The organism is Mycobacterium sp. 20KCMC460 (genome assembly GCF_022179425.1).
Taxonomy (GTDB): Bacteria; Actinomycetota; Actinomycetes; order Mycobacteriales; family Mycobacteriaceae; genus Mycobacterium; species Mycobacterium kiyosense.
This window is the reverse complement of record NZ_AP025524.1, coordinates 5912988-5937467: the sequence shown is the minus strand read 5'-3', so window position 1 is coordinate 5937467 and position 24480 is coordinate 5912988. Positions and strand designations below refer to the sequence as shown.

Genomic DNA, 24480 nt, shown 5'->3' with positions numbered 1-24480 from the left:
ACTGGCCGCCGGGTTGCGGCTAGTCTGACCTCTCGTGCGCGTCCTGGTGATCGGTTCCGGTGCCCGTGAACATGCCCTGCTGCTGGCCCTCAGCAGGGACCCGCAGGTGACGGGGCTCAGTGTGGCGCCCGGCAACGCCGGCACGGCCCGGCTGGCCGAGCAGCACGACGTCGACATCACCTCCGGGGCGGCGGTCATCGCGCTGGCCCGCAAGGTCGAAGCCGACCTGGTGGTCATCGGTCCCGAGGTGCCGTTGGTGCTCGGGGTGGCCGATGCGGTGCGCGCCGCCGGCATCACCTGCTTCGGTCCCAGCAAGGGTGCCGCGCTGATCGAGGGCTCCAAAGCGTTCGCCAAAGATGTGATGGCTGCGGCCGGGGTGCGCACCGCGTCCAGCGAAATCGTGGACAACCCAGCGCATTTGGATGCGGCGCTGGGCCGGTTCGGGCCGCCGGTCGGCGAACCCGCGTGGGTGGTCAAGGACGACTCGCTGGCGGCCGGCAAAGGTGTGGTCGTGACAGCCGACCGTGACGTCGCCCGCGCGCATGCGTCGGCCCTGCTCGAGTCGGGGCACCCGGTCTTGCTGGAGACGTTCCTCGACGGCCCCGAGGTGTCGCTGTTCTGTGTGGTCGACGGCGCCACCGTGGTGCCGCTGCTGCCCGCCCAGGATTTCAAGCGAGTGGGCAACGGGGACACCGGTCCCAACACCGGTGGCATGGGCGCCTACGCGCCGCTGCCCTGGCTGCCCGACACCGTCTACCGTGAGATCGTCGAGCAGATCGTGAAACCCGTTGCGGCCGAGATGGTTCGGCGAGGCAGCCCGTTCACTGGGTTGTTGTATGCTGGGCTGGCGATCACGCCCGCCGGGCCGGCGGTGGTCGAATTCAACTGCCGTTTCGGCGATCCGGAAACCCAAGCGGTGCTGGCGCTGCTGGAGTCACCGCTGGGGCAGCTGCTGTATGCCGCCGGCAGTGGCAACTTGGCTGAGTTCGGCGAACTGCGCTGGCACGACGGCGCCGCGGTGACGGTGGTGCTGGCCGCCGAGAACTATCCGGGCCGGCCCCGGGTCGGCGACGTCGTGACCGGATCCGAGGCGGACGGCGTCCTGCACGCGGGGACGGCGCGGCGTGACGACGGCGCGGTGGTCTCCTCCGGCGGGCGGGTGCTCTCGGTGGTGGGGACGGGCAGCGACCTGTCCGAGGCGCGGGCAAATGCCTACCACATTCTGGACTCAATTCGATTGCCGGGCAGCCATTTCCGGACCGACATCGGCCAGCGGGCGGCCGAGGGCAAGATCAGCGTCTAAGTCCTTACCGCTGATACTGCGGGCAGTACACGGTGATGGCCGCGTTGACTCCGGCGGCGGCTTGCGCGGGTGTGATTCCTTCGTTGTTGTTGACGGTCGCGTTGGCGGCGTCGCTCGGACTGCCGCCGTTCTGCAGGACCGTGCACAGGTTTCGGCCGGTGGTCACCGCCACGGAGGGGTCGGTGACGGTGACCCCGGGAATTCCGGAGACCAGATTCAGGTAGGTCTGGTCGGGGTTGGCCGGCGGTTGCGGCGGCGCCGGCGGTTGCGCGACCGGTGGCTTGGCGGCGGGTGCCGGCGCGGCCGGTGGTTTCGGTAGCCCCGCCGGCGCTCGCGGAGCCGGCGCGGCCGCAGCGGGAAGTGCCGGCGATGGTGCCGCTTGCGGGGTGGGAGCTGCGGGAGGCGCGGGAGGCGCGGCGGGTGGTGGTTCGGCGACTTGGTGCTGCGGCGGCGCCGCAACCGGGGACGCCACCGACGGCGTATTCTGCCCGTCGGCGGTCCTGCCGGCCTCCGGTTGCCCGCCGCTGGCGGCTATCGCGGTCAATCCGATGACCGCGGATGCCGCCGCAAGCACCGCCCACCCACTGCCGCGCCGCTGCGGGCTATCGGTATCCGCATCCGTGGCTGGCGCGGCTTTCGCCGGTCTGATGGCCAGCGGTCTGGGCATGGTGGAAACCGACGTCGCCGGGTGTCGGCCGGTTCTGGTGGCGCGGATGAACGCTTCGGCAAAATCGGTGCAGCGGGCGAAGCGATCGGCCGGATCCTTCGCGAGCGCCACGGCGAGCACGGGATCGAAAACCCGCAGCATGGGCTGGGTTTCGGCGAGTTTGGGAGGCGGCGCGCTCAGGTGGCGGCCGATCACGACCGCCGGGTTGGTGTGCGGAAACAGCGGCGATCCGGTCAGCAGATGGTAGACACTGGCCGCCAATGCGTACTGATCGGCGCGTCCGTCGATCGGCTCGTCGGTGAGCTGTTCGGGCGCGGCGTAGGGAAATGTGCCGATCGTCATGTTGGTCGCGGTCAGGCCGCTGGTGTCGCTGATGCTGCGGGCTATTCCGAAGTCGCTCAACAGGATTCGCTGATTGTCGTGCTGTGGTTTGGTCAGCAGGATGTTGGCGGGGCTGACGTCGCGGTGCATCAGGTGATGGTGTTCGTGGGCGTAGTCGAGGGCGCGGGCGATCGCCGACAGGATCGGGGCCACCTGATCTGCCGGCATGCCGACCGGATAGTGCTCCCGCACCAGCGTCGCCGCGTCGGATCCGTCGACGAAGTCCATTGCGAGCCAGAGCTGTCCGTGAAACTCGCCTCTGTCGTTGACGCGCACGATGTTCGGATGCCAGAGTTCGGCCGCCAGGTCGGCCTCTCGGATGAAGCGGCGCCGGTAGTCGTCGTCGGCGGAGACTTCGCCGCCCAAGATCTTGAGCGCCTCACGCCGGGGCAGCCGGGGGTGTTCGGCGAGGTAGACCTCGCCCATCCCGCCGGATCCCAAGAACCGGACGATCGTGTAGTCGGCAAACACCTCACCGGCAGTCAACCTGCCGCCAGGGGTCATGTCAGCTATCCCAACCATCGAACTCTCTCCCGTACCCATGTCAGACCGGCTCCGTCGCTGGCCTGCGGATAGTGTATGGCCGTCACCTGCGATTTACTACCGAGCTACCCGCAGTTCACCATTTGTTCACCTTTGAATTTGACCTGAACGGACCTCGGTCGGGGAGTGCGGGCAAAACGAGAAGCGCGGTCCGATCGAGGCTGCTGCGGGGTCAGAATGCGGCGGCCTGGCCGTCGCGGCGCGGATCGCTGACCGCAAGATACCCGTCGTCGAGCCGCCAGATCGCCTGGCAGCTACCGAAAGAGTTGTAGTCGTCGGTGGTGAGCAATTCGTGCCCGCGCCGGCCCAACTCGTCGAGAGTCTTTGCGGGAAAGCTGGTCTCGCAGCTCACTTGCAGGCCCTGCACCCAGCGGAACCGGGGGCCGTCGCAGGCAGCCTGCGGGTTCTGGCCGTAGTCGGCGATGCGGACCAGCACCTGCACATGGCCCTGCGGCTGCATCGGGCCGCCCATCACCCCGAAGCTCATCACCGGTGCGCCGTCCTTGGTCACGAAACCGGGGATGATGGTGTGGAACGGGCGCTTACCCGGACCAACCTGGTTCGGATGTCCCGGTTCTGCAGTGAAATTCGCTCCTCGATTCTGCAGCGATATGCCGGTACCGGGCACCACCACGCCAGAACCGAAGCCCAGGTAATTGGACTGGATCATCGACACCATCAGTCCGGCGGAGTCGGCCGCCGTCAGGTAAACGGTTCCGCCCCTTGGTGTCCCGGCGGTGGCGTCCCGAGCCCGGCTGGGGTCGATCAACGCGGCACGTTGTTTCAGATAATCCCGGTCGAGTAACCGCCCGGCGGGCACCACCATGTGGTCGAGATCGGCGATGTAAGCCTGGGCATCGGCGAACGCCAGCTTCAGCGCCTCGATCTGCAGGTGCACACTGTCGGCGGAATCGACTGGCAGCGATGACAAGTCGAAGTTTTCCAGGATCCCCAGTGCGATCAGTGCGACGATGCCCTGACCGTTGGGCGGTATTTCGTGCAGCGTGTACCCGCGATAGTCTGCGCTGATGGTGCCGACCCAGTCGGCGCGGTGCGCGGCCAGGTCGTCGGCCCGCATCGCGCCGCCGTTGGCGCGCGAGTGTGCCGCAAGCTTTTCGGCCAACTCGCCCCGGTAGAACGCCTCACCACCGGTCGCAGCGATCCGCTCCAGCGTGGCGGCATGGTCTGCAAAACTGAACAGTTCCCCCGGTTTCGGTGCCCGGCCGCCGGGCAGGAACGCTTGGGCGAATCCGGGTTGGTCGGCGAACAGCGGAACCTGGGCCTGCCACTGCGACGCCACCGTCGGCGAGACCAGAAAACCGTTGCGACCGTAGGAGATAGCCGGCGCAAAGAGCCGATCGAACGGAAGCCGGCCGAACTTTGCATGCAGCTCGGTCCAGGCCGACACGGCACCCGGCACGGTCACCGCGTTCCAGCCCAGCGCCGGGACCCCTTGTCCGCCAAAGTATTCGGGTGTCCACGCCGCGGGGGAACGGCCGGACGCGTTCAGGCCGTGCAGTTGGCCGCCGTCCCAGACGATGGCGAACGCATCGGATCCGATGCCGTTGGACACCGGTTCGACGATGGTGAGTGTGATGGCGGTGGCGATGGCCGCGTCGACCGCGTTGCCGCCGTCGGCGAGCATCCGCAGCCCGGCCTGGGCGGCCAGCGGCTGCGACGTGCAGACCGCGTTGGCGGCCAGCACCGGCATCCGCGGCCACGCGTACGGGAAGTCCCAGCTGAACGGTGCATTCACTCACACGAGCCTAACGCCACCGCGAAACCACGCACGGCAGATTGCAGCCCGGTCACTTGGGGAAACCAGCTCACGCCGTCAGAATCGGCGCCATCCAGGTCAACTCGGCCGGCAGTTGCGAACTCCAGAAACCGCCGTTGTGCCCACCCGGAGAGAACCCGCCCGCCGGGGGGTTGGGCAGCTGGGCGATGAACTGCTTCGTCGCGGCATAGAACGGGTCGCTGTCGCCGCAGTCGATGCGGATCGGGATCGAACCCAACGTCGGCATGCCCCACACCGAATTGGCCGCGAAGTCGTCGGCGCCGTCGAAAGCGCCGGGTGCGGCCGCTCCCGCCGACGTCCACAACGCCGGGCTGACCGCGCAGATCGCCGCGGTGCGGGCCGGCCCCAGGCGGCCGCCCAGCAGCAGCGCACCGTAGCCACCCATCGACCAGCCCAGGAACGCCACCCGCGAGGTGTCCAGGCCCTGGCCCCCCAGCATCGGGATTAACTCGTCGAGCACCATCGCGCCGGAGTCCTCGCCGGAGGCGCGCTTGTGCCAGTAGCTGCCACCGCCGTCGACGGCGACCACGGCAAACGGCGGCAGCCCGGCATTGACGGCCTGGGCCAGACCCTGCTCGACGCCGCCGGCCATCACGCCGGCCGCGTCGTTGCCCTTGCCGTGCAGCGCGATGACCGGCCGCAACGGTTTGGTCTGACCGGGCGGCCGCGCGATCGCCCAGTTGGTGGGAATCCCGCCCCGCGCGGCCGAGTTGAAGGAACCCGTCACCATCGTCGGGGCCACCTGTCCGGACGGAGCCGGATCCAGCGGACGTGCCGGGGCCAATGGAACGTTTGTCCCACTCCCGGACATCGGGGCGGCGCCGGACGGGTGCGGCTGGACGAGCATGTCGAGCGCATATGCGCCGACCGCACCGCATGCCGCGCCCGCGCCGAGGCGCAGCACGGTACGGCGGCTGACGGCGGACATGCGGGCCATCATGCCATGCCCGTTTCGCTAAAATGGCAATGCAGTACCACTTTGACTGGCAGCATGGGTGGGCGTGACAGCAGCAGTGACCCCCAAAGGGGAACGCAGGCGGTACGCGCTTGTGAGCGCCGCCGCCGAGCTGCTCGGCGAGGGCGGGTTCGAAGCTGTGCGCCACCGGGCAGTGGCCCGGCGGGCCGGCTTGCCCCTGGCGTCCACCACTTACTACTTCTCCTCGCTCGACGACTTGATAGCCCGCGCGGTCGAACACATCGGGATGATCGAGGTGGCCCAGCTACGGGCCCGGGTCAACGCCCTGTCGCGGCGGCGGCGCGGACCGGAGACCACCGCCGAGGTGCTGGTTGACCTGCTGGTGGGCGACGTGTCCGGTCCTGGGCTCGCCGAACAGCTGATATCCCGGTACGAGCGGCACATCGCCTGCACCCGCCTGCCCGCGCTGCAGGAGAGCATGCGGCGCAGCCTGCGCCAACGCGCGGAGGCGGTGGCCGAAGCGGTGGAAAGATCGGGGCGAGCGGTCCAAATCGAGCTGGTGTGCACGCTGATCTGCGCGGTCGATGGTTCGGTGGTTTCCGCGCTGGTCGAGGGGCGTGACCCGCGGGCCGCGGCGCTGGCCACCGTGATCGACCTGATCGACGTGCTCGCACCGGTCGAGCAGCCGCCGGTTCGGATCAGCCTGGCGCCGCCGGAGCCAGGTCTGCCGGTAGAGACGGCGTGACGATGCAGCCGGTGGCTACGTCGCCGTAGATGGTGATGGCCGCCGGGCGCCGGTGCGCGTACAGCGCCACATACGCGCAGACGACGGCGTCGACCGGGTCCTCCGCGCGCCGCAGCTCGCACTTGCGCCGGGCGGCCACGACCGAGCGCCGCAGTTCGGCCCAACCGGCCTGACCGGCGACCCGCAGCGGCACCGGCGCCGCCGCGAGTGACTCGACACCGTCCATCAGCCGCAGCAACTCCGACTTGAGCCCGTCGACGTCGCGGCCGGGTTTGGCCTTGTATTTCAGCGTCCGGGGCAGCCGAAACAGTGCCACCGTCGCCGCGTGCGGGTAGACCTCGATCGCGCGGCGGGCCGCGCCCGAGCGTGGATCCAGGTTCAGGTCCAGGATGCGGGCCAGTCGTCCGGCGCGTGGGCCGTGGGCGAACTCCGGTTTGCTGGTGTTGGCCGGGTGCGCACCGGCCTGGAAGCTGCGGAAGTCGCGGTTGAGCGCGGTCTCGGCCGGGCGCTGACCGGTCGGGTTGGTCACCACCAGCGGTGCGTCGAACCCGATCAGGCAATCGCCCTGGGTGTAGGGCCGCAGCGCGGCCAGCACATCGGCGTCGTCGCGGACCGCTCCGACTGTCAGCAGGGTGCCGACGTCGTCGAGCACCGCGACGCCGGTCGGATTGCGGCCCGCCCAGGCCAGGTCGACCCCGCCGAAGAACATTCGTCGATCCTGCCTTCACGCCGCGGTGCGGGCGCAACCCACTGGACCGAACGCAGGCCTGAGCGCAGCATCAAATCGCCGGGTCGGCAGCCGTAAACTGTGTGTCCGTGATGGCCAAGTGAGCATTCCGAACGTTCTGGCGGCGCGGTACGCCAGCGCCGAGATGGTGGCGATCTGGTCGCCCGAGGCCAAGATCGTCGCGGAGCGGCGGCTGTGGCTGGCGGTGCTGCGGGCCCAGGCCCGCCTCGGCGTCGAGGTTCCCGCCGCGGCCATCGACGACTACGAGCGGGTTCTCGACAACGTGGACCTGGCCTCCATCGCCGCCCGCGAGCGGGTGCTGCGCCACGACGTCAAGGCCCGCATCGAGGAATTCAACGCCCTGGCCGGTCACGAGCACGTGCATAAAGGGATGACCAGCCGCGACCTCACCGAGAACGTCGAGCAGCTGCAGATCCGGCAGTCGCTGGAGCTGGTGTTCGCCCACGGGGTGGCGGTGGTGGCCCGGCTCGCGGAAAAGGCGGTGTCCCACCGCGACCTGGTTATGGCCGGGCGCAGTCACAATGTCGCCGCCCAGGCCACCACCTTGGGCAAACGGTTCGCCTCGGCCGCGCAGGAGACCCTGATCGCGCTGACCAGGCTGCGCGAGTTGATCGACCGCTACCCGCTGCGCGGCGTGAAGGGGCCGATGGGCACCGCGCAGGACATGCTCGACCTGCTCGGCGGCGACGCCGGCAAACTGGCCGAACTCGAGCGCCAGACAGCCGAATTCCTGGGCTTCGCAACGGTTTTGAACAGCGTCGGCCAGGTGTATCCGCGTTCGCTGGATCATGACGTGATTTCCGCGCTGGTGCAGTTGGGTGCCGGGCCGTCGTCGCTGGCCCACACCATCCGGTTGATGGCCGGCCACGAGCTGGTCACCGAGGGCTTCGCCGCGGGCCAGGTCGGTTCCTCGGCGATGCCGCACAAGATGAACACGCGCAGCTGCGAGCGGGTCAACGGCCTGCAGGTGGTGCTGCGCGGGTATGCCTCGATGGCCGCCGAACTGGCCGGCGCGCAGTGGAACGAGGGTGACGTGTTCTGCTCGGTGGTGCGCCGGGTTGCGTTGCCGGACAGCTTCTTTGCCATCGACGGACAGATCGAGACGTTCCTGACGGTGCTCGACGAGTTCGGCGCCTACCCCGCGGTGATCCAGCGTGAGCTGGACCGCTACCTGCCATTCCTGGCCACCACCAAGGTGTTGATCGCCGCGGTGCGCGCCGGCATGGGGCGGGAAGCGGCCCACCACGTGATCCGCGAGCACGCGGTGGCCACCGCGCTGGCCATGCGTGAACACGGCGCCGAGCCCGACCTGCTGGACCGGTTGGCCGCCGATGCGCGGTTGCCGCTGGATCGGGCGGCGTTGGATGCGGCGCTGGCCGACAAGGCGGCGTTCACCGGGGCGGCCGGTGATCAGGTCGACGAAATCGCCGCAGCGGTGCAGCAACTGGTGGCGCGGTATCCGGAGGCGGCCAAGTACGTGCCCGGGGCGATTCTGTGACGGTGACGGCCGCGCTGGCCGAGATCGACTTCACCGACCTCGACAACTTCGCCGACGGTTTTCCGCACGACTTGTTCGCCGTGCATCGCCGCGAGGCGCCGGTGTACTGGCATGAGCCCACCGAGCACACCCCCGACGGCGAGGGCTTCTGGTCGGTGGCCGCCTACCCGGAGACCCTGGAGGTGCTGCGTGATCCGGTCACCTACTCGTCGGTGACCGGTGGGGACCGGCCGTTCGGTGGCACGCTGTTGCAGGATCTGGCCATCGCCGGCCAGGTGCTCAACATGATGGACGACCCGCGGCATTCCCAGATTCGCCGGCTGGTCAGCTCCGGGCTGACGCCGCGGATGATCCGGCGCGTGGAGGACGATCTGCGGTCGAGGTCGCGCGGGTTGCTGGACGCGGTGGTACCGGGCGAGCCGTTCGACTTCGTGGTCGAAGTGGCCGCCGAACTGCCGATGCAGATGATCTGCATTCTGCTGGGAGTGCCTGAGTCCGAACGGCATTGGCTGTTCGAGGCGATCGAGCCGCAGTTCGACTTCGGCGGTTCGCGTAAGGCGTCGCTGTCGCAACTCTCCGTCGAAGAGGCCGGATCGCGGATGTACGCCTTCGGGCAGGAGCTGATCGCGGCCAAACGTGCCCGGCCCACCGACGACATGCTCTCGGTCGTCGCCAACGCCGGGGGTGGCGCCGTGCTGTCGGATCTGGAGTTGTATCTGTTCTTCAGCCTGCTGTTCAGCGCCGGCGCCGAGACCACCCGTAACGCCGTCGCCGGGGGAATGTTGGCGCTGGCCGAGCACCCCGACCAATTGCGTTCGCTGCGTGATGATCTCGAGAAACTGCCCACCGCCGTTGAGGAGATCGTGCGCTGGACCACGCCGTCGCCGTCCAAGCGGCGCACCGCCACCCGCGACGTCACGCTCGGTGGCCAGGCCATCCGCGCCGGCGAAAAGGTGCAGATCTGGGAAGGCTCCGCCAACCGCGACGACACCGTGTTCGAGTCGGCCGACCGATTCGACATCACCCGTAAACCCAATCCGCACTTGGGTTTTGGCCAGGGTGTGCATTACTGCCTGGGGGCCAACCTGGCCAGGCTGGAACTGCGGGTGCTCTACGAGGAACTGTGGTCCCGGTTCGGCTCGGTGCGACTGGTGCAACCACCGGAGTGGACCCGCAGCAACCGGCACACCGGCCTGCGCCATCTGGTGGTGGAATTGCGAGAGGCGTAGCGCTGCGCGTCGTCGGTCCGGCAGCCGCACCGAAAGCCGGTTGCTGAGTGGCGCCGGTCAGGTAGTGCGACCAGCCAGGTGTCGGGTTTAGGATGCCCCTGCGACGTTTGCGCGGATGCCCGGCACAGGAGGGGCGATGACTGAGGCACGGCCAGAGGTTGGAACGCAGTTCGGGCCATATCTGCTCAAGCGGATGCTCGGCAGCGGCGGCATGGGCACCGTGTATGAAGCCCAGGACACCACGATGGACCGGGTGGTGGCGTTGAAGCTCATCTCGGGGCCGTACGCGCAGGACCCGAATTACCGGCAACGGCTGCAGCGGGAGGCCCGCATCGCCGGGCGGCTGCAGGACCCCCATGTGGTGCCGATCCACTCCACCGGTGAGATCGACGGGCAACTCTATGTCGACATGCGGCTGATCAACGGCACCGACCTGGAGACGATCCTGCAGCAGTCGGGACCGCTGCCGCCGGAAAAGGCGGTGGCGATGGTGCGCCAGATCGCCTCGGCGCTGGATGCCGCCCACGCCGCCGGTGTGCTGCACCGCGACGTCAAGCCGGGGAACATCCTGATCACCCCGGACGACTTCGCCTACCTGGTCGATTTCGGAATCGCCAACGCGGCCACCGAGTCCAGGCTGACCCAGATGGGCGACGTCCTGGGCACTTGGACCTACATGGCACCCGAGCGGTTCCGGGGCGACGAGAGCCAGGTGACGTTGCGCTCGGACACCTACGCGCTGGCCTGTGTGCTGTTCGAAGCCCTCACCGGGGCACCGCCGTTCGCGGGTGACACCGCGAGCCTGGTCGGTGCGCACCTGAGTGAGCCGCCGCCCCGACTCAGCGCACGCATCGGCCTGCCCCCCGCGCTGGACGAAGTGATCGCCCGCGGCATGGCCAAAGATCCCGCGCAGCGGTACGCGACCAGCGGTGAGTTCGCCCGAGCGGCCGAGGCGGCCCTGGCGTCGCTGGGCAGTTCGACATCTGCCTTCACCGTTCCGGCGGCCACCGCCCCGATCGTGCCGAACCAACCCGAGCCCACCCAGGTGGCGCCAACGCAAACAGCGCCTCCGGCGGCGCAGCAGCCCGTTGCGCAACAGCCCGTTGCGCGACAGTGGACACCGCCGCCCGGCCAGTATCCGCCGCCGATTCCCGGCGGGCCCCCGCAACCGGCGGCCGGCAAGCGCAACCGGTGGATCCTCGTGGGGGCGGCAATCCTTGCCGTGGTCGCCCTGGTGGCCGGGGTCGCGATCTGGCAGCTGACCAAAAACAATTCCGGGTCCGAAAACGCGGTGGACATCAGCAAACTCGACGTAGGGCGCTACGGCACCCAGCCGCGGCCGCTGCCCGGTCCCACCACGGTCGACGAAGGCCGAGTGCTGGAAGGGTTCCGGCTCGCCGAGGGCATCGCGGACCCGCACGCGGTGGACTCCGTCCTGGACCACATCTACGGTGATGCGGTTCCAACCCCCGACAAGGCGGCCGCCACTATTTCGGGCACCGGAGAGCCACTGACCCAACCCGTGTTCGAGAAGTACCACATGGTCTCGGGCTACGTCGTCGAAGGTTTGAACAAGCGCATCAACGACTTTGCCCGCGACCACGAGGGCGAACTGCTGCTCACCATGGTGACCAGCTTTCCCAACGACGACGCCGCCGCGCGGGCCGCCACCGAGATCGACGCGACCGATTTCGCGGTCAATCCGGAGAACCGGACAGTCCAAATTCCCGATTACAAGCAAGCCATGGCCCATTACCGGCCGGGTTCTCCGTCGATCGGGGCCACCATGGCCTCGGGTGCCATGGTCATTTCGTTCGTCGTGCGCAGCGACGCGAACCCCGACCTCGGCAATCTGACGCAGCGGATCAAACGCGCCCTCGACCTGCAGGTGCCGCTGATGGCCAAGGTGATCCCCACCAATGCGGTGGCACTGACCGAGCTACCACTGGACCCCGACCGCATGCTGAGCCGGATCTTCTTCGCGGGCGACCAGCCGAAGGTGTCCGGCACGTTCGGCAGTATCGGTCCACGCGCGGCCGCCTTCTGTGCAGACAGCCAAGCCGTCAAAGACGGGCTGTTCGAGCAAGCCGGGATCGACCGATGCGCGTTCAGCATGGATGCGTCGTTGCTGCGGGCGAAGGACGAGGCCACCGCGAAAGCGTTCATGCCGAAAATAGTCGAGGCCGGCCGCAACGAGTACATCGCCCACGACATCGCCCCGCCGGACCGGTTGCCGGACGCGCGGTGTCATGAGATTAAGCCGGACATCGTGTCCGACAACCCCGATGCGCGCTTCTCGTGTTTCGTCACGTTCGGGCGCTACATCGCCTCGGTGCACAGCAACGAGGAGAAGGACGTTCGTCAGCGGGCCGCCGCCCAGTACGCCATCCTGGTCAACAGCGCCTGACCGCGCCGGATGGCCGGGCTCGTCGGCGCTCAGTCCATCCGGAGCCGGATTCCCGCCGCCCGCAGTTCGAGTGCGGCCAGGCCGCGGATCACCATCGGGTCCTCGTAACGCCAGCCGCCGACCGGGTCCGCGCTGACGGCCGCCAGCTTGGCCGGCGGCCGGTTCGCCAGCGCCCGCAACGCCAGCAGCTGCTGGCCGGCCGCGGTGCCCGCCAGCGCGGTCACCACCCATTTGCGGCGGAAGAACCGGATTCGCAGATACAGCCACGGCACGGTCACCGCGAGGATGGGCGGCAGGGCCACGGCCAGCGCCAGCACCACCGCCAGCCAGGTCGCCGTGGTGCTCAGGTCGTGGCCGGCGCCGGCGACGTCGAGGGCCGCCTGGCTGGCCGCGTCCAGGGGCTTGCCCAGTGCGTCACCGAGCAGCGGCACGTTGTGCGCGCCGTGACCGGCCGACGCGAGGTTGCCGGCCAGCCCCTTCGAGCCCGACTCGACCTGGCGTCCGGCCTCGGCGATGGCGGCGATCGCCTCGTGCACGGCGAGGCCGACGAACACCCAGATCACCGTCCATATCGAGATGGTGATGTCGCTGATCAGCTGACCGAACAGGCGAACGGGTCTGGTGGAGTAGGGCAGGTACCGGCTCATGACACTGATACCAGCACAGCTCGCATCCGAATGGTGCCGGCTGGCCCGATAGGCTGACCCGATGCGACCCGCATTGTCCGATTACCGGCATCTGGCCAGCGGCAAGGTTCGCGAGATCTACGTCGTCGACGATGACCACCTGCTGCTGGTTGCCTCCGACCGGATCTCCGCGTACGACTTCATCCTGGCCAGCACCATCCCCGACAAGGGCCGCATCCTGACCGCGATGAGCGTGTTCTTCTTCGGCCTCGTCTCCCGGCTCACCGACTTCCCCAACCACTTGGCCGGCCCGCCGGACGACCCGCGGATCCCGGACGAGGTGCTGGGCCGGGCGCTGGTGGTGCGGCGCCTGGAGATGATGCCGGTGGAATGCGTGGCCCGCGGTTATCTCACCGGCTCGGGGCTGCTGGACTATCAGGCGACCGGCAGCGTCTGCGGCATTCCGTTGCCGCCGGGGCTGGTGGAGGCCAGCAAGTTCACCACGCCGCTGTTCACCCCGGCCACCAAGGCCGAGCTGGGCGACCACGACGAGAACATCGCCTTCGACCGGGTCATCGAGCTGGTCGGCGCGGTGCGCGCCAACCAGTTGCGTGACCGTACCTTGCAGATCTACGTGCAGGCCGCCGATCATGCGCTGAGCAGAGGAATCATCATCGCCGACACCAAGTTCGAGTTCGGTACCGACGCCGGCGGACAGCTGGTGCTGGCCGACGAGATCTTCACACCGGATTCGTCGCGGTACTGGCCGGCCGCCGAGTACCGGCCGGGCGTGGTGCAGACCGCGTTCGACAAGCAGTTCGTGCGCAACTGGCTCACCAGCGCCGAGTCCGGCTGGGACCGGCACGGCACCGAGCCGCCGCCGCCGCTGCCCGACGAGGTCATCGACGCCACCCGCGGTCGGTATATCGAAGCATACGAACGTATTTCGGGCTTGAAGTTCGACGACTGGATCGGTCCCGGCGCATGACCGGACATTCGGCACCACCCGTTGCCAAGCGGGTGGAAACCCGCCGCGAGCATCACGGCGACGTCTTCGTCGATCCCTATGAGTGGTTGCGCGACAAAGACAATCCCGAGGTGATCGCCTACCTGGAAGCCGAGAACGACTACGTCGATCAGGTCACCAGCCACCTCGAGCCGTTGCGGCAGCAGATCTTCGAGGAGATCAAGGCGCGCACCAAGGAGACCGATCTGTCGGTGCCCACCCGGCGCGGCGACTGGTGGTACTACGCCCGTACCTTCGAGGGCAAGCAGTACGGGGTCCATTGTCGTTGTCCGGTAAGCGATCCCGACGACTGGTCCCCGCCGCAGTTCGACGAGCGCACCGAGATCCCCGGTGAGCAGGTGCTGCTGGACGAGAACAGCGAGGCCGACGGCCACGACTTCTTCGCGCTCGGTGCCGCCAGTGTCAGCCTGGACGCCAACCTGCTGGCGTACTCCGTCGACGTGGTCGGCGACGAGCGATACACGCTGCGGTTCAAGGACTTACGCACCGGCGAGCTGTATCCCGACGAGATCACCGGCATCGGCGCCGGGGTGACCTGGGCGGCCGACAACGCCACCGTCTACTACAGCACGGTGGACGACGCCTGGCGACCGGATACGGTGTGGCGCTACCGACTCGGTTCCGGCGGCCCTCCGGTGCAGGTCTACCACGAACCCGACGAACGGTTCTGGCTGGGCGTGGGACGTACCCGCAGCGACGCCTACGTGGTGATCGCGGCGGGATCGTCGATCACCTCGGAAGTGCGTTACGCCGACGCGGCCGACCCCGACGCGCAGTTCCGCGTCGTGCTGCCGCGCCGCGAGGGTGTCGAGTACTCGGTGGAGCACGCCGTCATCGGCGGCCAGGAGCGGTTCTTGATCCTGCACAACGACGAAGCGGTGAACTTCACGCTGGTGCAGGCGCCGGTCGAGGACCCGTCGCGGCAGACCACCCTGATTGCCCACCGCGACGACGTCCGCCTCGACGGTGTGGACGCCTTCGCCGACCACCTGGTGGTCAGCTACCGCCGCGCGGCGCTGCCGCGAATCCAGTTGTGGCCGTTCGGTTCTGACGGGAGCTACGGCACCCCGACGGAATTGGAGTTCGACTCGGAGCTGATGTCGTCCGGTCTGGGCGCCAACCCGAACTGGGTGACACCCAAGTTGCGGGTCGGCGCCGGGTCGTTCGTGACGCCGGTCCGGATCTACGACATGGATCTGGTGACCGGCGAACGCACCCTGCTCAAGGAACAGCCGGTGCTCGGTGATTACCGTCGCGAAGACTACGTGGAACGGCGCGACTGGGCTATCGCCGCGGACGGCGCCCGCATCCCGGTCTCGATCGTGCACCGCGCTGACATCGAATTCCCGGCTCCGGCACTGATTTACGGTTATGGCGCCTACGAGATGTGCGAGGACCCGCGGTTCTCCATCGCCCGGTTGTCGCTGCTCGATCGGGGCATGGTGTTCGTCGTGGCGCATGTGCGTGGCGGCGGCGAGATGGGCCGGCTGTGGTACGAGGACGGCAAGCTACTGCGTAAGAAGAACACCTTCACCGACTTCATCGCGGTGGCAAGGCATCTGGTGGATTCGGGGCTGACCCGGCCGCAGCAACTGGTGGCCCTGGGCGGCAGCGCCGGTGGTCTGCTGATGGGTGCGGTGGCCAACATGGCCCCGGACCTGTTCGCCGGGATCCTGGCCCAGGTGCCGTTCGTCGACCCGCTGACCACCATCCTGGATCCGTCGCTGCCGCTCACCGTCACCGAGTGGGACGAGTGGGGAAATCCGTTGAGCGACAGCGATGTCTATGCGTATATGAAGTCGTATTCGCCCTACGAGAACGTGGTGCGCCAGCGGTATCCGGCGATCCTGGCGATGACGTCGCTGAACGACACCCGGGTCTACTACGTCGAACCGGCCAAATGGGTCGCCGCGCTGCGGTACGCCAACGCCGAGGGTAATCGGGTGCTGCTGAAGACTCAGATGAAGGCCGGTCATGGCGGAATCAGCGGACGTTACGAACGCTGGAAGGAGACCGCGTTCCAGTACGCGTGGTTGCTAAGCACCGCCGAGGGCGACGACGAGCGCGGCGCCTAGAAACACGACTTCCTCGGCGGTGCGCACCGAAAGACGCGTTGTCATCGACTCCGGCGGGTCGGGCATCCGCGCGGCGTAGATGTTGGCCGGGAACATCGCCAGCATCAGCAGCAGTAGGCAGACAGCGGCGATCACCCGGGTGGCGGGCAGCAGCAGGCCCGCCGCACCGAGCAGTTCCAGCACGCCGGTAACGGTCACGAGTAGGACCGGCGCGGGTAGGCGGGTCGGGACGATCGCGATCAGATCCCGGCGCAGTGGCGGCACGAAATGCGCCACGCCGGTGACCACGAACATCACGGCCAGGCCGACCGCGGCCGCCTTCGGCCAGCCGTCGAGGTAGCTCACGCCGAACCAGCCGATGATGCGGGCGAGCAGAGTGCCGAACAGCAGAGCGATCGGCGGAGCCATCGCACCTCCAATCTAGACAGTGACAAGATCGCTCCGTCAGGTTATGGGGGTTATCTAGCCATTGTCAAGATTTGTTCGCTATGCTGTTCGGCGTGAGCCGGCCGACCTACCACCACGGCGATCTGCGGGCCGTCATCCTGGCCGAAGCCGCCCGAGCCGTGGCCGAGCGCGGCGCCGAACGGATTTCGCTGCGCGAACTCGCGCGCGATGCCGGAGTGTCGCACGCCGCCCCGGCCCACCATTTCACCGACCGCCGGGGCCTGTTCACCGCGCTGGCCACCCAGGGGTTCCAGCTGCTGGCCGCGGCCCTCATCGCGGCGATGCCGGCGCCCGGTGCTCAGTTCTCCGACGCGGCCCTGGCCTATGTGCGGTTCGCCCTGCAGCACCCCGGCCACTACCAGGTCATGTTCAACAGGTCTCTGCTGGACGGCTCCGACGCCGAACTCGCCGCCGCCGAGGCCGCCGCGGCGGCCGAGTTGTCCCGTGGGGTGGCGACGTTGCACGACCCGAAGGCTCGTGCCGATCCCGCGGGTGCCGAACTGGCGGCGTGGTCTCTGGTGCACGGCTTTTCGATGTTGTGGCTCAACGGCGCGGTCCGGGTGAAGGCGGCCGACCCGATGGACACCGTCGCCCGCATCGCGACGATGCTCTTCGACGGCTGAGTCAGAGGGCCGGAGTCTTCGGCAGGAACGCCGCCGGGATCAGCGTCAACGCCACCAGCACCACCGCGATCGCCAACACCACCGTGTAGGCGTGCGACAGATCGTGCAGCAAAACGGTGCCGAACTCCGGATCCAGCGTCCGCCGCGGTATCGCCGACGGTTCGATCGGTACCCCGCGCCTGATCGACTCCTGCTGCAGACGCGCGAGTTTGTTCGCCGCGGTGATGGTCTCGCTCCGGTTGAACTGGGAGGTCAGCACCATCGACATCAGCGCCGTGCCGATGGATCCGCCGACCTGGTGGTTCACGCTGATCAACGTCGAACCGCGGGCGATGTCGTGCGGGCTCAGGGCCTGGACCGCGGCCCCGGACAACGGCATCATCGTGCAACCCATGCCCATCCCGACGATCACCAGCCCGGCGCACATCGTCGGCAGATAGTCGGCATGCCGCGCGACGGCAAAGGTGATCGCGGCCATGCCCACCGTGATCAGCCCGATGCCGAACAGCACCGCCTTCCCGGGTCCGCTGCGGTCCACGAACACGCCGGCCAACGGCATGGTCAGCATCGCGCCGATGCCCTGCGGGATGAGCAGCATCCCGGATTGCAGCGGCGTCTGGTGGGAGACCTGCTGCAGATAGCTCGGCAACAGCAGCGCGCTGCCGAAGAAGGCGATCGCGAACAGCAGGGCCGTCACATTGGCGCGGGTGACCAGTGGGATCTTGAACAGGCGTAGGTCGATCAGCGGATGCTCGGCGCGGAACCAGGCGTGCAGGACGAACATCACGATCAAGGCGAGGCCGGCGATCACCGGTATCAGCACGTGCCGATCGGCCACCGTGCCGCGGCCGGGAACCGACGACACCCCGAACAGAAAGGTGGCCAGGCCGGGTGACAGCAGCAGCACGCCGACCACGTCGAAGGTCTCCGACGGCGCCGGCTCGTCGCGCGGGAACACGAACAACGCCAAGCAGAACGCGCACAATCCGATCGGCAGATTGACCAGGAAGATCCACGGCCAGCCGAATTCGCCGATCAGCCAGCCGCCCAGGATCGGCCCGCTGATCGGGCCGATCAGCATCGGGATACCCAGGATCGACATCAGCCGGCCGAGCCGTTTCGGACCCGCCACCTGCGTCAGAATCGTGAATCCCAACGGCATCATCATCCCGCCGCACATGCCCTGCACCACGCGAAAGATGATGAGCAGCAGGATGTTCGGCGCCATCGCGCACAGCAGCGAACCGACGATGAACGCCAGCACCGAACCCATCCACAGCCGCTTGGTGCCGAATCGGTCGGCCGCCCAGCCGGCTATCGGGATGACGGTGGCCAGCGCCAGCGTGTAGCCGGTCATGGTCCAGCCGACCACGGCCTGAGTGGACTCGAAGTCGACGATGAAGGTGCGTTGGGCGACGTTGACGATGGTGGCGTCGACCGCCATCATCATCGACGCCAGGATGCACACCCCGGCCGTCCGGAAAGTCGCGGCGTCGAGCTTGTCGGGGTAGTCGTGGTGGACATTCGACTGCCCCGTGGCGGTGGCGGGCAGCGCGGCGTCAGCCGGTGCGGAAGGCGCCTTATCCATGGCGTTACTGAGGATATCTAACGGATCGTTCGACCTGATCAGCGGGCGGATGGACGTCTGGAGTCTGCGTGTCCTTCACTGTCGTGACACCTGCGATCGGCAAACTACAAGCGTGTCTGGAAAACTGATCGTCTCGGTCTCGGGTATCGGTGAGCACACCCTGTCCGACGTCGAGGACTTCTGCGCGCAGATGGACTCCCGCGCCGTCCCGGTGTCGCTGTTGGTGGCACCGCGCCTCGGCGACCGCTACCGCCTCGACCGCGACCCGCGCACCGTCGACTGGCTGGCCGCCCGGCGTTCCGGCGGCGACGCGCTGGTGCTGCACGGCTTCGACGAATCCGCCGTCAAGAAGCGCCGCGGCGAGTTCGCCACGCTGCACGCCCACGAGGCCAGCCTCCGGCTCAAGGGCGCCGACCGGGTGCTCGAGCATCTCGGGCTGCGCACCCGGCTGTTCGCGGCGCAGGGCTGGCTGGTTTCACCGGGCGTGGTCAAGGCGTTGCCGGGCAACGGCTTTCGCCTGCTCGCCGATGCTTACGGGATCAGCGACCTGGTGCGCGACACCACCGTGCGGGCCCGCGTGCTGGGCATCGGCGAAGGGTATCTGGCCGAGCCGTGGTGGTGCCGGATGGTGGTGATGTCCGCCGAGCGCACCGCGCGGCGCGGCGGGGTGGTGCGCATCGCGGTCGCCGCCCGCCACTTGCGTAAGCCCGGACCGCGCCAAGCCATGCTCGACGCCGTCGACCTTGCCCTGCTGCAGCAATGCACGCCGATGGTGTACCGGTGGCGCGCCGACAAGGCGGTTCTAGACGCCGCGTAGCGTCTTCGCGCGGCGGGCCGGCCACCACATCGGTGGCACTACCCTGTACCGACATGAGCGAAGCGACTGCGGGTTCCGACGAGTTGAAAGCCTTCACGGCGGACGCGATCGTCGTCGGTGCCGGGCTGGCCGGACTGGTGGCGGCCTGCGAACTGGCGGAACGCGGTCTGCGGGTGCTGATCCTGGACCAGGAGAACAGCGCCAACCTGGGCGGGCAGGCGTACTGGTCGTTCGGTGGCCTGTTCTTCGTCAACAGCCCCGAGCAGCGTCGGCTGGGCATTCGCGACAGCCACGAACTCGCGCTGCAGGACTGGCTGGGCACCGCAGCGTTCGACCGGCCCGAGGATTACTGGCCGGAGCAGTGGGCGCACGCGTACGTCGACTTCGCGGCGGGGGAGAAGCGCAGCTGGCTACGGGCCCGCGGCCTGAAGATCTTCCCGCTGGTCGGCTGGGCCGAGCGGGGAGGTTACGACGCACAGGGACACGGCAATTCGGTGCCGCGGTTCCACATCACCTGGGGCACCGGGCCCGCGCTGGTCGAGATCTTCGCCCGGCAGCTGCGCAACCGGCCGAACGTGCGGTTCGCGCACCGCCATCAGGTGGACCGGTTGATCGTGGCGGGCGACGCGGTGACCGGTGTCCGGGGCACCGTGTTGGAACCGTCCGATCAGCCGCGCGGGGTGCCGTCCTCACGGAAAGGGTTGAGAAAGTTCGAGTTTCGCGCCGGCGCGGTGATCGTCACCAGCGGGGGCATCGGCGGCAACCACGATCTGGTGCGCAAGAACTGGCCGCGTCGGATGGGCCGCGCGCCCAAGCAGTTGCTCAGCGGGGTGCCCGCGCACGTGGACGGCCGGATGCTCGGCATCGCCCAGAAAGCCGGTGCGCGGGTGATCAACCCCGACCGGATGTGGCACTACACCGAAGGCATCACCAACTACGAACCGGTCTGGCCGCAGCACGGTATCCGGATCATTCCCGGGCCGTCGTCGCTGTGGCTGGACGGGGAGGGCAATCGGCTGCCGGTGCCGCTGTATCCGGGCTTCGACACGCTGGGCACCTTGGAGCACATCGCCCATACCGGTTACGACTACACGTGGTTTGTGTTGAACGCCAAGATCATTGAGAAGGAATTCGCGCTGTCGGGCCAGGAGCAGAACCCGGACCTGACCGGGCAGAGCGTGCGCCAGTTGCTGCGCTCGCGGGCCAGTTCCGGTCCGCCGGCGCCAGTGCAGGCGTTCATCGACCGGGGCGTGGACTTCGTCACCGCCGATTCACTGCCCGGGCTGGTGGCCGCCATGAACGAGTTGCCCGACGTGCAGCCGCTGGACTACGACACCGTGGCGGCGGCCGTCACCGCGCGCGATCGTGAGGTGGCCAACCGGTTCACCAAGGACGGTCAGATCACCGCGATCCGCGCCGCCCGCACCTATCTGGGTGACCGTTTGGGTCGGGTGGTCGCGCCGCATCGTCTGGCCGATCCCAAGGCTGGCCCGCTGATCGCGGTCAAGTTGCACATCCTCACCCGAAGACGTTGGGCGGCATAGAGACCGACCTGGACTCGCGGGTCCTCAAGGCCGACGGCAGCCCGGTGGCCGGGCTGTATGCGGCCGGCGAGGTCGCCGGCTTCGGCGGTGGCGGCGTGCACGGTTACCGTGCGCTGGAGGGCACCTTCCTGGGCGGCTGCATCTTCTCCGGCCGGGCCGCCGGCCGCGGCGCCGCCGCCGACATCGCCTAGTCCACCCCGCGTCTACCCCACGTCTACCCCACGTCTACCCCGCGTCTACCCCGCCGAGCGTCACGCCAGCGCAGCAGTCGGCGCCGAGCGTCACGCCAGCGCAACGCTCGCGGCTGACGTCGGCAGCTCGGCGATACCACCGGCCGCGGCGCCGCCGCAAACAGCACGGCTGACTCGCGGTCAGAAGCTGACCGCGTCCTCCTCCGGTAGCACCTGGAAGTCGGTGTCGGTCATCTCGGTGAGCCGCCCGTAGTAGATGCCGCGCGCCGCGGGCGCCACGATGCCCTGGTGGATGGGGACCGCCCGGACAGGGTTCACCGCCCGCAGGTAGTCGACAGCTTCGGAGATCTTCATCCACGGCGCCGCCGCGGGAGTGGCCAACACGTCCACGGGTTCGTCGGGCACGAACAGCGCATCGCCGGGATGCATCAACCTGGCCGGGTGGTCGCCGTCGCCGATCACAAACGAGATGTTCTCGATTACCGGGATTTCCGGATGAATCACCGCATGCCGACCGCCCAGGGCGCGAATGGTCAGCTGCCCCACCGAAAGTTCGTCACCCACGTGCACCGCCTGGCAGGGCTCGCCCAGCTGCGCGGTGGTCTGCGGGTCGGCGTACAGCGGGGCGTCCGGGTTGGCTTCCAGCAACGCCGGCAGCCGCGAGACGTCGACGTGGTCGGGGTGTTGGTGGGTGATCAGGATCGCCGACAGGCCGGTGATGCCCTCGAAGCCGTGGGCGAAGCTGCCCGGGTCGAATAAGACTTTCGTTTGACCGAACTCGGCGAGAAGGCACGAATGGCCGAAATGCGTCAGTTGCATGTCTACGATTGTGCCCTGATGGGGGCCGTGCAGCTGCGGATGATTCTGGCGACGATGCTGGTCGCCGGCAATGTCGTCGTCGCGCTGATCGTGGTGGCGCCCGCACACGCCGAGCCGCAGACCTGCCCGCCGATCTGTGACCAGATCCCGTCAACCGCGTGGATCGCCCATCGGTCGGTGCCGCTGGATGCGGTGTCCGGCTGGCCGCCGCTCGCCGGCCGCGCGGTGCCGGTGACCGGCACGACGCCGCAGTTCAAGTTCGAGCAGGTCTGCGCAACCCCGGCCGTCCCGCAGGACACTCGCAACTCGACCGTCGCGGCCCGCGTCACGGTGACCCGTCCCGACGGCCAGTGGCAACTGCACGCCCAGATCATGCACTGGCGCGGTGACACCGCCCGCGGCGGCGCGCTGGCCGCATCGGTCTTCGGCAGCGCGGTCGCCGCACTGCGCGCCTGCCAGCTGGGCGCACCGGCACAGTCGCCGTCGGTCACCGATGACGAGCCCACCCGGATGGCGGCGGTGATCAGCGGACCGGTCCTCGTGCACACCTATCTGCTGGCTCACGTCGCCAGCAGCACGATCAGCGAGCTGACGCTGTGGGCGAGCGGGTCCCCCGAAGTGGCGTGGCCGGTGATCTCCGACGCCGCCGTCCTGGACGCGATGACCGCTCCGCTGTGCGAGGCCTACATCGCGTCCTGTTCGTGACGCGCGAAATCCGTTCCGGCGCCGTATTTTTAACCGGTATGTTGGGTCGATGGTGACACTCGACGTGCTCTACAGCGCCGCTTCCCATCCCTGGCCGCAGTTGCGGGACAGCGTGCTGCGAGCCGAAGCCGACGGGTTCGGCACCGCGTGGGTGTTCGACCACCTCTCCGGCGCGATGTTGTCCGGCTCCCGGATGCTGGAGTGCTTCACGCTGGCCGGGGCGCTGGCCGCGGCGACGTCCTCGATAAAGGTCGGCACCCTGGTGGTGAACGCGGCCAACCGGCCCGCCGGGGTGACCGTGGCGGCGGCCGCCTCGGTCCAGGAAATCAGTGGCGGCCGCTTCGTGTTCGGGCTGGGCGCGGGAGCGGCGCCGGGCAGCCCCTGGTCGCGTGAGCACGAACTTGTCGGAATCGCGCTCAGCGACTCGATGCGGCAGCGGCACCGGCACCTGCGCGACGTGCTCGACCTGTGCGACGCTCAGTGGGACCCGAACCGGGCCGCACAGTGGACGGGGTTTCCGCTGCCCGACCCGCGTCCGCCGGTGCTGCTCGGAGTCAACAGCATCGCCCTGGCCGAGCTCGCCGGACAGCGATGCGATGCGGTGAACGTCGCACTCGAGCACCCCCGCATCGGCGAGTTTTTCGAGGCGGCCCGCGCCGCCCGCGCGGCGTCGGCGCAACCGGATGCTGCGCTGCTGCTCAACGCCTGGACGGCGCTGTCCGAGGCGGCACTCGATCCCGACGGCGCAGCGCAGCGCCGCATCGCCGAGTTGGGCGGCGACGGCCTGATCCTGGTCGGCTAGGCGCGGTAGAGTTGGCCCGTCTGTCCGCCCGTCGGGCGAGACGGGGATCGGAGCTGAGGAGGAGCGCGTTGGCCCGGGTGGTCGTGCATGTGATGCCCAAAGCGGAGATTCTCGATCCGCAGGGTCAGGCAATCGTCGGCGCGCTGGGCCGGCTGGGTCATCGGGGTATTTCGGATGTCCGTCAGGGCAAGCGGTTTGAGCTGGAGGTCGACGACACCGTCGACGACGTCGCGCTGGCCGAGATCGCCGAGTCGTTATTGGCCAACACCGTGATCGAGGACTGGACGATCAGCCGGGAACCGCGGTGACGGCCCGTATCGGCGTCATCACCTTTCCCGGCAGCCTCGACGACGTGGACGCCGCGCGAGCGGCGCGCAAGGTGGGCGCCGAGGTGGTCAACCTCTGGCACGCCGACGCCGATCTCAAAGGCGTCGACGCGGTGGTGGTACCGGGCGGCTTCTCCTACGGGGACTATCTGCGCGCGGGAGCGATCGCCCGGTTCGCTCCGGTGATGGGCGAAGTGGTCGCCGCCGCCGGCCGCGGCATGCCGGTGTTGGGTATTTGCAACGGTTTTCAGGTGCTGTGCGAAGCGGGCCTGCTGCCCGGCGCGCTGACCCGCAACGTGGGCCTGCATTTCGTCTGCCGCGACGTCTGGCTGCGGGTGGCCTCGACGGCGACGGCCTGGACGTCGCGCTTCGAGCCCGACGCCGACCTGCTGATCCCGCTGAAGTCCGGCGAGGGTCGCTATGTGGCACCCAAGCAGGTGCTCGACGAGCTGGAGGGCGAGGGCCGGGTGGTGTTCCGCTACCGGGACAACATCAACGGTTCGCAGCACGACATCGCCGGTGTCACCTCGGCCAACCGGCGCGTGGTCGGCCTGATGCCGCACCCCGAGCACGCGATCGAAGCGCTGACCGGGCCGTCCGAAGACGGGCTGGGCCTGTTCTACTCCGCGCTCGACGCGGTGCTGGCCGCCTGAAC

General features: G+C 68.5%; 21 protein-coding genes and 1 pseudogene. 14 read left to right on the top strand and 8 right to left on the bottom strand.

Annotated features, from left to right (window positions below):
• Window positions 1-34: 34 nt before the first annotated feature.
• Window positions 35-1303, top strand: coding sequence for a phosphoribosylamine--glycine ligase (gene purD, locus MKCMC460_RS27345; protein ID WP_236978257.1), 1269 nt, complete (start codon window positions 35-37; stop codon window positions 1301-1303).
• Window positions 1304-1307: 4 nt separating this feature from the next.
• Here the strand turns inward: purD and MKCMC460_RS27340 are convergent, their stop codons facing one another.
• The 3 genes from MKCMC460_RS27340 to MKCMC460_RS27330 form a co-directional block, all read right to left on the bottom strand.
• Window positions 1308-2873, bottom strand: a complete 1566-nt coding sequence (locus MKCMC460_RS27340) for a serine/threonine-protein kinase (protein WP_236978256.1) — start codon at window positions 2871-2873, stop codon at window positions 1308-1310.
• A 193-nt stretch (window positions 2874-3066) separates the two neighbouring features.
• Window positions 3067-4650: a gamma-glutamyltransferase gene (ggt, locus tag MKCMC460_RS27335; RefSeq protein ID WP_236978255.1), complete on the bottom strand. Its 1584-nt coding sequence runs from the start codon at window positions 4648-4650 to the stop codon at window positions 3067-3069.
• A gap of 70 nt (window positions 4651-4720) precedes the next feature.
• Window positions 4721-5632 carry an alpha/beta hydrolase-fold protein gene (locus MKCMC460_RS27330; protein WP_236978254.1) on the bottom strand — a complete coding sequence of 304 codons (912 nt, stop codon included), beginning with the start codon at window positions 5630-5632 and terminating at the stop codon, window positions 4721-4723.
• 55 nt (window positions 5633-5687) lie between these two features.
• Between MKCMC460_RS27330 and MKCMC460_RS27325 the strand changes: the two genes are divergently transcribed.
• Window positions 5688-6353 (top strand): TetR/AcrR family transcriptional regulator, encoded by a 666-nt coding sequence (locus MKCMC460_RS27325; RefSeq protein ID WP_236978252.1) that lies wholly within the window; start codon window positions 5688-5690, stop codon window positions 6351-6353.
• Here the strand turns inward: MKCMC460_RS27325 and MKCMC460_RS27320 are convergent.
• Complete coding sequence (locus MKCMC460_RS27320; protein WP_236978251.1) at window positions 6307-7062, bottom strand: DUF429 domain-containing protein; 756 nt, start codon at window positions 7060-7062, stop codon at window positions 6307-6309. The two genes, MKCMC460_RS27325 and MKCMC460_RS27320, sit on opposite strands and share 47 nt — an antisense overlap.
• A 118-nt stretch (window positions 7063-7180) precedes the next feature.
• On the opposite strand from MKCMC460_RS27320, the gene purB reads away from it, so the two are divergent.
• The 3 genes from purB (at window position 7181) to MKCMC460_RS27305 (ending at window position 12235) form a co-directional block, all read left to right on the top strand.
• Window positions 7181-8599, top strand: coding sequence for an adenylosuccinate lyase (purB, locus tag MKCMC460_RS27315; RefSeq protein ID WP_236978249.1), 1419 nt, complete (start codon window positions 7181-7183; stop codon window positions 8597-8599).
• Window positions 8596-9828, top strand: coding sequence for a cytochrome P450 (locus MKCMC460_RS27310; protein WP_236978248.1), 1233 nt, complete (start codon window positions 8596-8598; stop codon window positions 9826-9828). Before purB ends, MKCMC460_RS27310 begins: the two co-directional genes overlap by 4 nt.
• 136 nt (window positions 9829-9964) lie before the next feature.
• Window positions 9965-12235: a serine/threonine-protein kinase gene (locus MKCMC460_RS27305; RefSeq protein ID WP_236978243.1), complete on the top strand. Its 2271-nt coding sequence runs from the start codon at window positions 9965-9967 to the stop codon at window positions 12233-12235.
• Between the two features lie 29 nt (window positions 12236-12264).
• Here the strand turns inward: MKCMC460_RS27305 and MKCMC460_RS27300 are convergent, their stop codons facing one another.
• Window positions 12265-12882 carry a hypothetical protein gene (locus MKCMC460_RS27300; RefSeq protein WP_236978242.1) on the bottom strand — a complete coding sequence of 206 codons (618 nt, stop codon included), beginning with the start codon at window positions 12880-12882 and terminating at the stop codon, window positions 12265-12267.
• Window positions 12883-12943: 61 nt separating this feature from the next.
• On the opposite strand from MKCMC460_RS27300, the gene MKCMC460_RS27295 reads away from it, so the two are divergent.
• Together MKCMC460_RS27295 and MKCMC460_RS27290 are read left to right on the top strand one after the other, a co-directional pair.
• A complete protein-coding gene (locus MKCMC460_RS27295; RefSeq protein ID WP_236978241.1) occupies window positions 12944-13849 on the top strand; it encodes a phosphoribosylaminoimidazolesuccinocarboxamide synthase in 906 nt (301 codons plus the stop codon).
• On the top strand, window positions 13846-15963 hold the full coding sequence (locus MKCMC460_RS27290; RefSeq protein ID WP_236978240.1) for a S9 family peptidase: 2118 nt from the start codon (window positions 13846-13848) through the stop codon (window positions 15961-15963). Before MKCMC460_RS27295 ends, MKCMC460_RS27290 begins: the two co-directional genes overlap by 4 nt.
• Here MKCMC460_RS27290 and MKCMC460_RS27285 read toward each other — a convergent pair.
• Window positions 15925-16371 (bottom strand): DoxX family protein, encoded by a 447-nt coding sequence (locus tag MKCMC460_RS27285; protein ID WP_236978239.1) that lies wholly within the window; start codon window positions 16369-16371, stop codon window positions 15925-15927. The genes MKCMC460_RS27290 and MKCMC460_RS27285 overlap by 39 nt on opposite strands.
• Before the next feature lie 92 nt (window positions 16372-16463).
• On the opposite strand from MKCMC460_RS27285, the gene MKCMC460_RS27280 reads away from it, so the two are divergent.
• Window positions 16464-17033 (top strand): TetR/AcrR family transcriptional regulator, encoded by a 570-nt coding sequence (locus MKCMC460_RS27280; protein WP_236978237.1) that lies wholly within the window; start codon window positions 16464-16466, stop codon window positions 17031-17033.
• Between the two features lies 1 nt (window position 17034).
• On the opposite strand, the gene MKCMC460_RS27275 is transcribed toward MKCMC460_RS27280, so the two are convergent.
• Window positions 17035-18636: a DHA2 family efflux MFS transporter permease subunit gene (locus MKCMC460_RS27275; RefSeq protein ID WP_236984446.1), complete on the bottom strand. Its 1602-nt coding sequence runs from the start codon at window positions 18634-18636 to the stop codon at window positions 17035-17037.
• 97 nt (window positions 18637-18733) lie between these two features.
• On the opposite strand from MKCMC460_RS27275, the gene MKCMC460_RS27270 reads away from it, so the two are divergent.
• Window positions 18734-19438, top strand: coding sequence for a DUF2334 domain-containing protein (locus MKCMC460_RS27270; RefSeq protein WP_238305074.1), 705 nt, complete (start codon window positions 18734-18736; stop codon window positions 19436-19438).
• Between the two features lie 32 nt (window positions 19439-19470).
• Window positions 19471-21173, top strand: a pseudogene (locus tag MKCMC460_RS27265) (FAD-binding dehydrogenase).
• Window positions 21174-21353: 180 nt separating this feature from the next.
• Here the strand turns inward: MKCMC460_RS27265 and MKCMC460_RS27260 are convergent.
• Window positions 21354-21992 carry an MBL fold metallo-hydrolase gene (locus MKCMC460_RS27260; RefSeq protein WP_236978234.1) on the bottom strand — a complete coding sequence of 213 codons (639 nt, stop codon included), beginning with the start codon at window positions 21990-21992 and terminating at the stop codon, window positions 21354-21356.
• Between MKCMC460_RS27260 and MKCMC460_RS27255 the strand changes: the two genes are divergently transcribed.
• From MKCMC460_RS27255 to purQ, 4 genes are all read left to right on the top strand, one after another.
• A complete protein-coding gene (locus MKCMC460_RS27255; RefSeq protein WP_236978233.1) occupies window positions 21969-22697 on the top strand; it encodes an ATPase in 729 nt (242 codons plus the stop codon). The genes MKCMC460_RS27260 and MKCMC460_RS27255 overlap by 24 nt on opposite strands.
• Window positions 22698-22746: 49 nt before the next feature.
• Window positions 22747-23499: an LLM class flavin-dependent oxidoreductase gene (locus MKCMC460_RS27250; protein ID WP_236978232.1), complete on the top strand. Its 753-nt coding sequence runs from the start codon at window positions 22747-22749 to the stop codon at window positions 23497-23499.
• A 68-nt stretch (window positions 23500-23567) separates the two neighbouring features.
• Window positions 23568-23807, top strand: coding sequence for a phosphoribosylformylglycinamidine synthase subunit PurS (gene purS, locus MKCMC460_RS27245; protein ID WP_236978231.1), 240 nt, complete (start codon window positions 23568-23570; stop codon window positions 23805-23807).
• Window positions 23804-24478, top strand: coding sequence for a phosphoribosylformylglycinamidine synthase subunit PurQ (gene purQ, locus MKCMC460_RS27240; RefSeq protein ID WP_236978229.1), 675 nt, complete (start codon window positions 23804-23806; stop codon window positions 24476-24478). The genes purS and purQ overlap by 4 nt, the downstream gene beginning before the upstream one ends.
• Window positions 24479-24480 lie beyond the last annotated feature (2 nt).

Coding starts and splice junctions, on each gene's coding strand:
- MKCMC460_RS27340 (WP_236978256.1), bottom strand. CDS start 2,873: ATGGTTGGGATAGCTGACATGACCCCTGGCGGCAGGTTGACTGCCGGT.
- MKCMC460_RS27330 (WP_236978254.1), bottom strand. CDS start 5,632: ATGATGGCCCGCATGTCCGCCGTCAGCCGCCGTACCGTGCTGCGCCTC.
- MKCMC460_RS27320 (WP_236978251.1), bottom strand. CDS start 7,062: ATGTTCTTCGGCGGGGTCGACCTGGCCTGGGCGGGCCGCAATCCGACC.
- MKCMC460_RS27305 (WP_236978243.1), top strand. CDS start 9,965: ATGACTGAGGCACGGCCAGAGGTTGGAACGCAGTTCGGGCCATATCTG.
- MKCMC460_RS27300 (WP_236978242.1), bottom strand. CDS start 12,882: ATGAGCCGGTACCTGCCCTACTCCACCAGACCCGTTCGCCTGTTCGGT.
- MKCMC460_RS27295 (WP_236978241.1), top strand. CDS start 12,944: ATGCGACCCGCATTGTCCGATTACCGGCATCTGGCCAGCGGCAAGGTT.
- MKCMC460_RS27290 (WP_236978240.1), top strand. CDS start 13,846: ATGACCGGACATTCGGCACCACCCGTTGCCAAGCGGGTGGAAACCCGC.
- MKCMC460_RS27285 (WP_236978239.1), bottom strand. CDS start 16,371: ATGGCTCCGCCGATCGCTCTGCTGTTCGGCACTCTGCTCGCCCGCATC.
- MKCMC460_RS27255 (WP_236978233.1), top strand. CDS start 21,969: ATGGCCGAAATGCGTCAGTTGCATGTCTACGATTGTGCCCTGATGGGG.
- MKCMC460_RS27260 (WP_236978234.1), bottom strand. CDS start 21,992: ATGCAACTGACGCATTTCGGCCATTCGTGCCTTCTCGCCGAGTTCGGT.
- MKCMC460_RS27250 (WP_236978232.1), top strand. CDS start 22,747: ATGGTGACACTCGACGTGCTCTACAGCGCCGCTTCCCATCCCTGGCCG.